Here is a 13,134-nt window from a genome sequence, read left to right as displayed (position 1 = left end):
CTCTACCTCGTCACTTCTTTTAATTTTTGAATGGCGTGTTGAATGGCGTGAATCGCCACAGGAATTTCTTCCAGCTTATTTTCATATGATAGGCTAATCCTTACAGCGCTTTCGGCTTTTTGTTGATCCACTCCCATGGCCATCAACGTTTTGCTCGGTGTGCGCTTTTTCGAGGAACAAGCCGATGTTGTAGAAACAAAAATATGTTGTTTTTCCAATTCATGCACAAAAACCTCAGATTTTAAGCCATTAAGCGAAAAGTTAATAATATGAGGAGCGGAATGCTCAGCAGGCGTATTCAGCTGAATATCTGCTATTTTTGCTAATTCTTGTATCCAGCGTTCTTTTAGAGCGAACAAATAAGCTGCTTTTTGTTCAAAGGCAGCAAATGACAAACGTAGCGCTTTTGTCATCGCCACAATCGCTGCGACATTTTCAGTGCCTGAACGCATTTGTAGTTCTTGACCTCCCCCTGCTAAAAGAGGAGATAGACGAATGCCGTTGCGAAGGTATAAAATTCCTGCTCCACGTAAACCATGAAATTTATGGGCGGACATCGTACATAGATCGATATGCGCCTTTTTTAAATCAAGAGGAACTTTTGTCACTCCTTGTACATGATCAACATGAAACACGATTTTCGGATGTTGCTTAAGCAGCTGACCAATTTGCTCAATCGGCTGGATCGCTCCCACTTCATTATTAACATGCATGACGGAAACGAGAATCGTCTCTTCGCGAATCGCGCGAGCCAGCTCGTCTATGTCTATGATCCCTTTTTCATTCACCGGCAAATAGGTTACTTCAAATCCCATTTGTTCAAGCTGTCTGCATGGCTCAGCCACTGATGGATGTTCAATCATTGTTGTAATAATATGGTTTCCACGCTGGCGATACTGGATCGCAGCACCTTTAATGGCAAAATTATTGGCTTCTGTTCCTCCAGACGTAAAAATGATTTCATTCGGTTTAACCCCTAACAAAAAAGCCGTCTGTTCCCTTGATTGCTCAAGCAGCCTTTCCGCTTTCATTCCAAGCTCATGAAGTGAAGAAGGGTTGCCAAAATATTTTGTAGCAACCGTCATAAATGAATCGATTGCTTCAGGAAATGGCTTTGTTGTAGCGCTATTGTCCAAATAAATCACGGCGGCCATTCCTCCTTTAAAATCATGATGCCGATACATGTTCCTAAAAATAATCCGTCTTTAATAATAAAAATAAAATCGTTGAACCGCAATTACATTATTCACGAAAAAACCGATAAATATCTCAGGTGAAGATATTTATCGGCCCCCTGCTGACAAACGTTTTCATCCCGCATTACTCGCCCCGCTTGTCCTCTCTCATAAACGGCTTGTTTTGATTCGCCACTTCGCTCGACGGCGCTCCTTATCTGCCAAGCGTTTTTTAAATAATTCAAGGACAAAATGGAAAGAAAACAGTGGTAGACAAAGCCAATATGAACTTTGTCTACCGTACCATTTATCGATTTCTTCTTGTCATACTTTTTGCTTCAGCTCTTCTTTTTCTGTAAGAAGCTGGCGGACACGTTCCAATGCGCCGGGTTCGATTTTTTCAACAGTTGCTACCGCTTGTTCAAGCGCTTGCTCATAATCATAATTTCGAAATAGCATTTCAGCTTCTTCTAAACCCTCTTTTACGGATGGATGCCGACGGCGGTAACGGTTTCCATATTGAATGACTTTTTCCACCAGATCCGCCTGCTCGAGCATGACAAATGTGCGTTCACATACGCGTTCTACTAAAATTGACGCTTCTGCAAGCGTTTGATTGACAGCCTCCATATTCAGGGGCTTGTCGTTCAGACGCAAAGCCACCTTCGTCAAAAGCGCCTTTGCTTCATCGAGCTGCAGTTTATAAGCTTCTGGAAGACCCGGCAACCGGCTTTTTCTTACCAAACGAACCGCTTCCGATAGCTTTTTTCTCATCGACTCAAGCTGTTCGCGTGCAGCCAGCTCATCCTTGCGCAAAGCTTGAAGCATTTCCCGGAACTGTTCATGCTCTTCTTTCATTGTTTGGATTTGGGCAAAAAGCTGCTCTAACTCCTCTTTAATGACGGAATGCGCGGTTTGTTCTCCCGCCATTCGATCTTGAATTAATGCAAAACGTTTGACAAGGTGCTGAATTTGTTTTTCAATGCTGCGATGCTTTTCAAGATCTTGAGCAGACAAATGGTAGCTTTGCTGAACAAATAACGTTTCTGCTTCCGTCTGTTTTGATTCTTCGCTTAAATGATGCAGTTGCTCTTCAATATGAGGGATTTCTGTTTGCACATATTGATGTGCAAACACTTCTTTTTCGAGCAGATCGTAAAGAGTATCGATTTCTTCTTTTATTTCTTCAATTCCTTGCTTCGCTTCTTCAATGCGAAGATCGTGAATATAGCTGATATATTGCTTTAATTTTTCTTGCTTCTCAGCGGCTTCCTGCTCAATTTGAAGATGTTCAAGAATATAGCCCGTTTCCTTCATTTCTCTATACCCATCTAGAAGTTCAGTCAGCTGTGCCGGAATCGCTGTCTCGCATTCATTTAACAGCACAGGAATATCCTGAAGCATTTGCGCCAACTCACTCAGCTCGTTTTTTAAGCCAATTACTACTTCTCTTGCCGCTAAATAATTTCCTGAGCTGGTCAGCTCCTCAAATTTTTGAAATTCAGCATGGGCGCTTTCCATTTTTTCCGTTAGCTTTTCCTCAGCCGCTCCAAATGTATGACGATAAGCAAGCAGCGTTTTTTTCGTTTCTCGATAAGCCGCTTTAAGCTGCTCGATCTCTGCTCGATTCTGTTCTTCGCTGCCAATAAGATCGTTCAGTTCGGAGAGGATGGTTTGAATATCCTCTTCTACTTTTCGGAGCGTTTGTTCAATCTCGCGCAGCACACCTTTCGCTTTCGTATAACGATATTTTTCAAGAAATTCTTCCGCATCAAACAACCTTTCTTCCACTGCAGGAAGCTGAACGGCTGCAATGTCATCCCATTGCTGACGCCATTTTTCAAATAGCTGCTCTGTCTCCCCTGTCATATTCAGCTGCTTTACTTTCGAAAGCTCATCCGTGACAGGACGATTCATAATGGCGATTTTCCATGCTTCCAATCGATCAATCTCACGATAGATTTTCTTTTTATAAATGTAGTTATATATCATCCCCCCGCTAACGAGGAGTAAAATCACAATTACAATTTCCATAAAGAGCCCCCTTGCACCCGAGTTAGTCGATTCAAAATAAAGAGTGGTTTATCGAGAAGGCAAAAGCATTGAAATAATGTTTTTTTAATGTTTTTATGATACCATGTTAACGACACTTTTTGACCAAAATTTTTAATTTTTTTTACAGAAATCTTCATTTTTTTCACTATAAAAGCGAACAGGGGGAATCTATTTTGCGCGATGGGCACATTCATACGCCGTTTTGTCCGCATGGCAGCCGCGATTCATTTGAGCAATATATCGAACGAGCGATCCAACTCGGATATAAAGATATTTCATTTACCGAGCATGCTCCATTACCAGCAACGTTTGTCGATCCTGTTCCCGCTCAAGACAGTGCAATGCCATTATCACAGCTCGAAAGCTATTTGGTCACATTGCAAAATTTAAAGTATCGCTATAAAAGCGACATTACGATTCGGGTGGGACTTGAAGTTGATTTTATTGCTGGTTATGAAGAAGAAACAGCCCGTTTCCTTGAAACAATCGGTCCTGAACTGGATGATAGCATTTTATCTGTACACTTTCTCCCGCTTGATGATCAATATGTTTGCATTGATTATAGCGCTGATATGTTTTCTAAGATCATTCAAGCTTTCGGCTCGATTGACCGCGTATACGAAGCCTATTACCAAGTGCTGTTGCAATCTATTGCTGCTGATCTTGGCCCGTATAAACCAAGACGAATTGGCCATATGACATTAATTCAAAAGTTTCAAAAACAATTTCCTTGTTCCGTTTCGCTGAAGGAGCACATCCTGTCCATTCTTGACGAAATTCAACGCCGCCGTTATGAAATAGACTACAATGGAGCAGGAGTGAAAAAGCCGCTCTGTCAAGAACCTTATCCGCCTCATTGGGTTGTTGCTGAAGCCATCAAGCGAAACATTCCACTGATTTACGGTTCGGATGCTCATTGTGCCGGCGATCTTCATCAAGGAAGAGACATGATGATGGCTCGAGCACTTTTTATTTGAAATTCTTTTTCTATCGTCATAAAATAAGCGCATATCCAATTTCTATTCATGCAACTTAAAGATTAAACAATCGGTGCCTGCAAAAACGCACGGTCGGGAGACAAGTTGGTAACTTGCTTCGTTCACCCGATCATCGACTGCTCACATAAGAGCATATGTTGAGGGATCAAGTGATATCGATCATCGTTGCATGTCATAACTAGCATCACGGGTTCGGATTGTTTTTTAGTCAGTAGATGGCCGGCAGCAAAACCATTTCATATAGGTCTGAAGACGGGTGGCATGAACTTTTGTCGCGTGTTTAGAAAGTCAGTGAACCTAGCTTCGACCGTCTTTTTTTCTAAGACTACCATTAAATCCTCAAGATGCATGGATACTATAAAAACTGATTTCATATTTCAGCAGAAAAATTGATTGTAATCAATCCGACATCAGTATGATTTTTTATTCATACTATCGAACATAGGAAGAAACGTCATCCATTAAACAAGGTTGGCCCTCCTTCTCTTTTTTGTCGCCTGCTAGTAGGGCAATCATGCGTATAAACGCTTTTCAGGTAAAAAAAACAGTCAATGGCTTGCCGTGATCACCGCAGCAAAACAAGAGCATCATCTGCTCATTGGGGGATCCATGTTAATGCATCAAATGACGGCTATATCCCCCTAAATATTGCAACAACGAAGGGAGCGATCTTATTGTTTCATGCCATCACTTATAACGGAACTAAAGAAGAAAATTACCATTTAGTGATTAAGCAGCTGCGCTCGCTAATGGAAGGAGAAAGCAATGTCATTGCTAATCTAGCCAACGCTTCAGCTTTGTTGTATCAATTTTTAGATGAAGTGAATTGGGTCGGCTTTTATCTAGCAGAAGAAGAAGAGCTAGTACTAGGTCCATTTCAAGGGCTTCCAGCATGCGTACGTATTCCATTTGGCAAGGGAGTGTGCGGAACAGCAGCAAAAAATCAACAAACAGAGCGCGTTCCTGACGTTCATCAATTTCCAGGACATATCGCCTGCGATGCCGCCTCTCAATCGGAGATCGTCATTCCTATCATAAAGAATGGAAAATTAATCGGCGTTCTCGATATCGACAGTCCAATCAAAAATCGTTTTGACGAAATCGATCAGCACTTTTTAGAGAAATTTGTAGAGACGTTAGCCGATTCTTTGTCATGATCCCCACCAAGCACATAAAAGGAATCCATATATCAATTAGGATTCCTTTTATGCCTTATACTGATGATGATAATCTTTAACAAATACGCAATTTTTTCCTGACCGTTTGGCCATATAAAGGGCTTCATCAGCTCGTTTAAACAATTCCGTCGCTTCTTCATGACGATTTTTTTTCCAATAAGAAACACCACAGGAAACAGTGACAGAAGGATGGGTTTCCTCTCTCACCTTAATCGCAAGGCGATTGGCAACAGAAATGCCTTTTGTAAGACCGACTTTTGGCAAATAAATAGCCAGCTCTTCTCCTCCCCAGCGAGCGCCAATATCGCTTTCGCGAATGTTTTGCTTAATAATATCTGCTACTTGGATGATGACAGCATCTCCCGTTTGATGTCCGTATGTGTCATTGATTTCTTTAAAATTATCGATATCCACTAAAATAAACGTACCGAACGCATCTCTTTCCATTGATTTTTGGAGCTGTTCATCTAGATAATGACGGGAATACAATTTGGTCAAATAATCTGTCACTACGAGGCTTTCCAATTCCTCCCGCAGCATAGCATTGGCGAAAGCCAGCGTGGAATGATGAATTAATGATTGAAGCAGCTTAAACATTTCAAATGTAAAATAATAAGGCTGACGATGCAAAACGATGACGACTCCTTTTAATACTCTGTTTTGCACCATTGGAACAGCCATTAGCGAACGAAAAACAGGGGCGGATGACGATGCGTCTATTTTAGCCTCTCCTAAAAACACCATGTCCCGTTCTGTGCGAATTCGTTTTGAAACAAATTCAACATACTTTTTCCCTTGACGCGTGCGGAAAAAGGGTGTACTTCCAGGCTGTAGCTTTTTTTTATCAGAATCAAACAAAAAGAAACCGACTTCTTCGGCACCAAATGAAAGCTTAATCTGTTTGACCATAAATTCCAAAGCGTCCTGTAAGCGCAAATTAGCATTCAAACAATGCATCGTTTCGTTAATCAACTGCAAATCGGCAACCAGCCTGCGTGACTGCTCGTACAACTTCGCGTTCTCAAGCGCGCTTCCCGCAGTATTTGCCAACAATGAAATGAAATTAATTTCACTTTTCGGGAACTCCATAATATGTGGTGCAATAATTTCAATAACTCCATAAACACCTTGCGCACCTTTGATCGGTGCGTACAAAATTGATCGCTGAAGAGCAATAGAATCCTCAATTTGAACCTTTCCGGTTAAAAATGCCTGCATGGCTCCCATGTTTTCATCGGCATCTTCAAACATAATTGTTTTGATTGGCAAGCGGTCATGATATTGATGATCGTGGGACAAAAATAAATAGTATGTAAACGAAGGATAGACTTCTTGCAATGTTTCGATAATTTCTTCCAAAACATCTTCAATTTTCATTGATGCATGAATTTTAGTTGTGAAATGGTGAAGGAGCTCATATCGTTTTTCCTCTCCCAATCCTCGCGAAAATTTCTTCATTTTGCTAAACAACCGAGAAAAGTCCGCTTCAATTTGTTCGAGAAACGAAAGGCTCCATTGCCGCTTTATATAGATAAGCTGCAAAACCCCTAAAAACTCTTCAGAATGCCAAAGAACAATTTGTGCAGCTGTATATTGTTCATCGCGCTCATAGACATGGACTTTTTTCATCGAGCTATCTTCGTGAAATTTGATATTAGGTAAAAAGTCGTAAAAAGGTTCTCCTTCTTTTGTCGTAACTTCGGGATAAAAGACTTTTTTAAAAGGATCAAATAAAAACAGCGTGGCTTCCTCTAGCATAAACTCCTGCTTCAGCAATAGAAGCAAGTGCATCATAACTTTTGAAAAATGGTCGTACTCCTCATACGACAGCATCCAATCAAAAAACTTTTCTTTAAAAGCTGTATACGCCTCTTTCTCCTCTATTTTCATCATTCCATTCACCTGCATCTATAGTCTTGTCTCTGTAACAAAAACACCGCCATTTATTGAAAAGAGTGAAAGTTTTTTTCAAAAAATTACATCTTTTATTATACCATACGAACGGACTATAAAGAAATAAAATGTTGAGGTTGACTTTATTTTATAAAAATCATATAATATCGTTTGTGTAAAATATAGCAGCCTATGTGGTCACCTTTATTGGTTCATTTTGTTCCTCTTCGTCAAGAGGTGTATCGTGTAACTCTTAGCTGCTAGAGCGAGGATACATGAAAACAAAATGGCCTTAATTGTTGATTCACGTCTGCTTTTATTTTACCTAAAATAAAAGCAAAAGGAGGAGCATTATGGCTCGTTATACAGGTCCAACATGGAAAATTTCTCGCCGTCTTGGCATCTCATTAAGCGGTACAGGTAAAGAGTTGCAAAAGCGTCCTTACCCACCAGGCCAACATGGTCCAGGTCAACGTAAAAAACTATCTGAGTACGGCTTGCAATTGCAAGAAAAACAAAAGCTCCGTCATATGTACGGTGTAAATGAACGCCAATTCCGCAAAACATTTGACGAAGCTGGAAAAATGGCTGGTAAACACGGTGAAAACTTCATGATTCTTCTTGAATCTCGCCTTGACAACCTTGTTTACCGTTTAGGCCTTGCGCGTACACGTCGTCAAGCTCGCCAATTAGTGAACCATGGCCACATTCTAGTAAATGGAGGCCGTGTAGATATTCCATCGTATCGCGTGAAACCAGGACAAACTATTTCTGTTCGCGAAAAATCTCGCAACCTTCAAATCATTAAAGAAGCGTTAGAGGTTAACAACTTCGTTCCTGATTACTTAACATTAGATGCTGAAAAATTAGAAGGAACATACACTCGTTTCCCTGAACGCTCTGAGCTGCCAGCTGAAATTAACGAGGCATTGATCGTTGAGTTCTACTCTCGTTAATGTGAAAAATCCCTCTGGAGTATTCCAGAGGGATTTTGTTTACTATGATTTATATTGGATCAAATGGTACTTTTTCTTACCGCGTCGGATTACGGTAAACTGTCCTTCCACACGGTCCTCTTTTGTCAAGACTTTATTCACATCCTGGACCCTTTCGCCATTCACATAAATCGCGCCATTTGTTAAATCCTCACGCGCCTGTCGTTTCGATGAAACAATTCCGCTCGTGACAAGAAGTTCAAGAAGAGACACTTCCTCAGCTTCTCCTGTATACTCGAATGATGGAACATCGTGGAATCCTTGTCTAATCTCATCTGCTGTCAACTCAGAAATGCTGCCGCTAAATAAGGCCTCGGAAATTTTAATGGCTTGCCGCAGCGCCTCTTCTCCATGTACAAGCTTTGTCACTTCCTCCGCCAATGCTTTTTGCGCTGTGCGTTTTTCTGGCGCTTCCTGTAATTCCTTCTCTAGCTGTTCAATTTCCTCTTTTGTTAAGAATGTGAAATACTTCAAGTATTTGATCACATCCCGATCATCTGTATTAATCCAGAACTGGTAAAACTCATATGGAGACGTCTTTTCTTTATCAAGCCAGACAGCGCCGCTTTCCGTTTTACCAAACTTTGTTCCATCCGCCTTCGTGACTAAAGGAAGCGTCAAGCCAAATGCCTTCGCTTCTTCTTCCGTCTTGCGGATTAATTCTAATCCTGCTGTAATATTCCCCCATTGGTCGCTTCCGCCAATTTGCAGCCTGCAATTTTCATTTTGATATAGCTTTAGGAAATCAAAGGATTGCAAAATCATATAGCTGAATTCTGTAAAGGAAATGCCCGTTTCAATTCTCGATTGAACAGATTCCTTCGCAAGCATGTAGTTTAAGCCAAAGTTTTTTCCGACATCCCGCAAAAACGAAATAACATCCAAAGAACGAGTCCAGTCATAGTTGTTCGCAATTTTCGCTGGATTTTCGGCCGTATCAAAATCTAAAAAGCGAGATAGCTGTTCTTTGATTTTTTCGCTCCATTGCTGTACAATCTCTTTTTCGTTCAATGAGCGCTCGCTTTTCCTTCCGCTTGGATCACCAATGAGGCCGGTTGCTCCACCAACGAGCGCAATAGGAAAATGTCCTGCCTGCTGAAATCTTCTTAAAGTCAAAATCGGTAATAAATGGCCGATATGCAGGCTATCAGCTGTCGGATCAAATCCGCAATATAAGCTGATTTTCTCTTCAGATAATAATTTTTCTAGTCCTTCGTGATCTGTGACTTGATTGATAAGCCCACGCCACTCTAATTCATGAAGTAAATTCATGCGCTTCACCTCTCCATAAAAATTAAAAACTCGTCCCTCCACATTGAAGGGACGAGTGTTGATCGCGGTACCACCCTACTTAGAGAGCATTCTGCTCCCTCGCTTGTTTGGATAACGGCCTCTCACCGTCTTTTGCTACTAAGCATTCGCAGAGCCGTTCACAAAAGAAGCTCCAGGAGGTAATTCGCGTCTACCTTTGCACTGGTTCACACCAACCACCAGCTCTCTGAAACAGGGAGATAAACACTACTCATTCCTGTCATCGCTTAAATCATTCATTTTAGGATATACATGTTTTTACCACAATCCATTTGAATTGTCAAATATGATCGCAAAAAAGGACAAAAAGTCATAATATTTGACATTTTATATGATATAATAAAACTAATTTTTATTCCCTTACATTTGCCGTTACGTTAGCTCTCCAACCGAACGTCTTTTGCTGCATGATTGTGTAAAAGCCTTTACATGGAACAATTCGCTCCATCTATTCGTGAAGGATGGACTTCATGAACCGGGAAAGATGGATTCATTAGCATGCTTGTGGCGTAAGATCAAATCGGCTCACCCGTTGTCCTTGTGCTGCACGAAACCAAAAACTCACGGTCGAAAGGCAAGTCGGTCATCTTCTGCTCACACAAGGATAAATGTTGAGGCGTCCATATTGCGTCATGCTCAACTTATACTGGGACATTCACATATTTTTTAAGACATACTTGATTTTTATGGAGGCAAACATGGAACAGCCAAGACAACCGTTTTCCCTGCAAAAAGCGTTGCGAAACCTATATATCACGTATGAAATTGTGTGGAATGTTTTTCTTGTGTTCATTATTTTGCTTATTTGCGCTGCCTGCTTTGCTTTCGGAGTCGGTGCTGGTTACTTTGCCTCTTTAGTAAAAAATATGCCGGTTCCATCGTATAAAGAAATGAAAAAGGATATTTACAACTATGAAGAAACGACCCATATTTATTTTGCTAATCAGGTATACTTAGGCAGCTTCCGTTCCGATTTAGAGAGAGAGGAAGTGTCGTTAAAAGAGGTGTCCCCCTATGTTATTCAAGCGATTATCGCTACAGAGGATGAATACTTTTATACGCATCGCGGCGTAGTTCCAAAAGCAATTGCGCGCGCTTTGTTTCAAGAAGCAACGAATTCCTCCATGCGCACAGGCGGCAGCACGCTGACACAACAGCTTGTCAAAAATCAAATTTTGACAAACGAGGTATCTTTTGAACGCAAAGCCAAAGAAATTTTGCTTGCCCTCCGACTTGAACACTTTTTCAAAAAAGAAGAGATTTTAGAAGCGTATTTAAATGTGGTTCCATTCGGGAGAAATTCATCCGGTCGCAATGTTGCCGGCATTCAAGCAGCGGCAAAAGGGATTTTTGGCATTGACGCAAAAGATTTAAACCTGGCGCAGGCCGCTTTTTTGGCAGGTCTTCCACAAAGCCCATTCGGTTACACTCCGTTTACGAGCGATGGGCAAGTAAAAAAAGATCTTTCTCCAGCTCTGGAACGAATGAAGTTTGTATTAAAGCGAATGAAAAGATTAGGCTATATTTCTCAAAGCCAATACGAAGAGGCTTTGAAATATAAGATTGCACAACATTTTGCACCGCCGCAGCCATCGCCATTTGAAAAATATCCATGGCTTACAATGGAGATCGAACAGCGATCAAAAGATATTTTAGCAGCTGTTTTAGCGCAAAAAGATGGTTATGAGAAAAAAGATTTACAAAACAATGCTCCCCTTTATCAGGAATATATAGCGAAAGCAGAAAAGCAACTGCGGCAAAATGGATACGATATTTATACGACCGTTGATCAAGATATTTACGATCGCATGCAATCGATCGTCGCCAAGTATCCGTATTTCGGCCATGACGTGATCAGAACAGAAACCAATCAAGCGGGGCAAACCGTTCAGAAGACCGAACCGGTGGAAGTTGGAGCCATGCTCATTGAAAATAAAACAGGAAGAATCATCAGTTTTGTCGGCGGTCGAGACTACCACCGCCAGCAATTAAATCATGCGACGCAAGCCTATCGTTCAAATGGCTCCACAATGAAACCGCTTTTAGTTTATGCGCCAGCTATGGAAATGGGGGTTGTTCAGCCTGGTTCTGTCATTCCCGATGTAGATCTGTACGTTTCGACACCAAGCGGCCCATATCGTCCGAAAAACGCCGATCGCCGTACGCACGGGCTTGTATCCGTGCGACAATCTTTGCAGTATTCCTACAATATTCCGGCTGTCAGAACCTACATGAGAACGATTCATCAACGGCCGATCGCCTATTTAGAAAAAATGGGATTTACCAGCCTGACCCAATCGGATGCCTCCAACCTCTCGTTAGCTCTCGGAGCTTTAACAAAAGGGGTAACGGTCGAAGAGAACGTGAATGCATATGCGACCTTCGGCAACTCTGGAGCGTTTGTCGATGCTTATTTAATTGAAAAAATCGTCGCTAAAAACGGGGAAATCGTCTATCAACATCATAGCACTCCTATTCCCGTCTTCTCCCCGCAAACTTCCTATTTAATGATCGATATGATGCGCGATGTTATTCGCCAAGGTACAGCGGCATCCCTTCCGTCATTTTTAAAATTTCAAGCTGACTGGGCGGGAAAAACAGGGACGGGACAAGACAATAAGGACGCGTGGTTTGTCGCTACTAATCCTAATGTCACGTTTGGCGTTTGGATGGGCTATGATACACCTGCTCCATTGGAACAAACATATAAAGGGCTTTCTTACAGTAAACGAAACTTGTTGCTCTGGGCACAGCTAATGAATGCAGCTTACGATGTCAAGCCAAGCTTGATTGCTCCAAAGCAACGGTTCAATATGCCAGGTGGAATTGTCCGCCGTGCCTATTGCTCGGTATCCGGACTTGTTCCATCAGACAGCTGCCAAAAAGCTGGATTAGTACGCTATGATTTATATAACACCAAGTTTACACCAAGAGAAGAGGATCGCTCCTTAACAAACGGGCGCTTTGTTGAAATCAATGGAAAGCGTTATGTAGCACTTGCTACAACGCCACGAGAATTCACAAAAGATGGAATTATATTAAGCAAGCAGATGCTCGACAAGCTCGGTATTAAGGAAGCAGATGCTGCAAAGCTGTTTCCAGATTCTTATACAGCAGCTGAAGAATTAAAAGAGAATGGCAAACGGCCAGATTCCCCTACAGCACGCTGGTCCAATCAAACATTGATATGGTCTGCCCTCCGTGAACCTGATGTCATCGGGTATCGAGTATACCGAGCGATTCATGAAGGTGCTTCGTTCCAAATGGTCGCAGCCATTAGAGCCGGCCAGCCGCTATCCTTTAACGATGGATTAGGCTCTGGTGTTTATTATGTCACGGCCGTTGATATTGCTGGAAAGGAATCCTCTCCTTCCAATGTGGTTGTCAAACAGACGAAGCCGGCAGAAACACCAACAACAACCAAACCATCCTCCTCGGCTCCTGCCTCAGAGGATGCACCATAGATACATTTTATACGTAATAACGAAAAACGGCTGACCGAATATTCGCGTCAGCCGTTTTTGCTATA

The 13,134-nt window shown here is 41.7% G+C and carries 8 protein-coding genes and 1 other annotated feature; of the genes, 4 read left to right on the top strand and 4 right to left on the bottom strand.

Annotated elements, in window-relative coordinates; genetic code table 11:
• Positions 1-2 precede the first annotated feature (2 nt).
• Both GGQ95_RS06510 and ezrA read right to left on the bottom strand, forming a co-directional pair.
• The gene (locus GGQ95_RS06510; RefSeq protein WP_066146582.1) at positions 3-1,145 is read right to left on the bottom strand and encodes a cysteine desulfurase family protein; all 1,143 of its coding nucleotides are present in this window, start codon (positions 1,143-1,145) and stop codon (positions 3-5) included.
• Between the two features lie 354 nt (positions 1,146-1,499).
• Positions 1,500-3,209 carry a septation ring formation regulator EzrA gene (ezrA, locus tag GGQ95_RS06505; RefSeq protein WP_159720267.1) on the bottom strand — a complete coding sequence of 570 codons (1,710 nt, stop codon included), beginning with the start codon at positions 3,207-3,209 and terminating at the stop codon, positions 1,500-1,502.
• Positions 3,210-3,403: 194 nt separating this feature from the next.
• Between ezrA and hisJ the strand changes: the two genes are divergently transcribed.
• Complete coding sequence (gene hisJ / locus GGQ95_RS06500; protein WP_066146481.1) at positions 3,404-4,207, top strand: histidinol-phosphatase HisJ; 804 nt, start codon at positions 3,404-3,406, stop codon at positions 4,205-4,207.
• A 695-nt stretch (positions 4,208-4,902) separates the two neighbouring features.
• Positions 4,903-5,385, top strand: a complete 483-nt coding sequence (gene msrC, locus GGQ95_RS06495) for a free L-methionine (R)-S-oxide reductase MsrC (RefSeq protein WP_044745915.1) — start codon at positions 4,903-4,905, stop codon at positions 5,383-5,385.
• A 48-nt stretch (positions 5,386-5,433) separates the two neighbouring features.
• Here the strand turns inward: msrC and GGQ95_RS06490 are convergent, their stop codons facing one another.
• A complete protein-coding gene (locus GGQ95_RS06490; RefSeq protein ID WP_066146484.1) occupies positions 5,434-7,296 on the bottom strand; it encodes a sensor domain-containing diguanylate cyclase in 1,863 nt (620 codons plus the stop codon).
• A gap of 356 nt (positions 7,297-7,652) precedes the next feature.
• Between GGQ95_RS06490 and rpsD the strand changes: the two genes are divergently transcribed.
• On the top strand, positions 7,653-8,255 hold the full coding sequence (gene rpsD, locus GGQ95_RS06485; RefSeq protein WP_044745913.1) for a 30S ribosomal protein S4: 603 nt from the start codon (positions 7,653-7,655) through the stop codon (positions 8,253-8,255).
• Positions 8,256-8,297: 42 nt separating this feature from the next.
• Here the strand turns inward: rpsD and tyrS are convergent, their stop codons facing one another.
• Positions 8,298-9,566 carry a tyrosine--tRNA ligase gene (gene tyrS / locus GGQ95_RS06480; RefSeq protein WP_044745912.1) on the bottom strand — a complete coding sequence of 423 codons (1,269 nt, stop codon included), beginning with the start codon at positions 9,564-9,566 and terminating at the stop codon, positions 8,298-8,300.
• Between the two features lie 44 nt (positions 9,567-9,610).
• Positions 9,611-9,838, bottom strand: a binding site (T-box leader).
• A gap of 465 nt (positions 9,839-10,303) precedes the next feature.
• Here tyrS and GGQ95_RS06475 point away from each other — a divergent pair.
• Positions 10,304-13,069, top strand: a complete 2,766-nt coding sequence (locus GGQ95_RS06475; RefSeq protein ID WP_080862054.1) for a transglycosylase domain-containing protein — start codon at positions 10,304-10,306, stop codon at positions 13,067-13,069.
• Positions 13,070-13,134 lie beyond the last annotated feature (65 nt).

Origin of the sequence: Anoxybacteroides rupiense, from assembly GCF_014196195.1 — a bacterium.
Classification (GTDB): domain Bacteria; phylum Bacillota; class Bacilli; order Bacillales; family Anoxybacillaceae; genus Anoxybacteroides; species Anoxybacteroides rupiense.
Note: the sequence above shows the minus strand (reverse complement) of the source record. Positions and strands in the feature narration are given on the sequence as shown.

Excerpts from the sequence above, each read along its gene's own strand:
- tyrS (WP_044745912.1), bottom strand. The coding sequence starts at position 9,566 with ATGAATTTACTTCATGAATTAGAGTGGCGTGGGCTTATCAATCAAGTC.
- rpsD (WP_044745913.1), top strand. The coding sequence starts at position 7,653 with ATGGCTCGTTATACAGGTCCAACATGGAAAATTTCTCGCCGTCTTGGC.
- GGQ95_RS06490 (WP_066146484.1), bottom strand. The coding sequence starts at position 7,296 with ATGAAAATAGAGGAGAAAGAGGCGTATACAGCTTTTAAAGAAAAGTTT.
- GGQ95_RS06475 (WP_080862054.1), top strand. The coding sequence starts at position 10,304 with ATGGAACAGCCAAGACAACCGTTTTCCCTGCAAAAAGCGTTGCGAAAC.
- ezrA (WP_159720267.1), bottom strand. The coding sequence starts at position 3,209 with ATGGAAATTGTAATTGTGATTTTACTCCTCGTTAGCGGGGGGATGATA.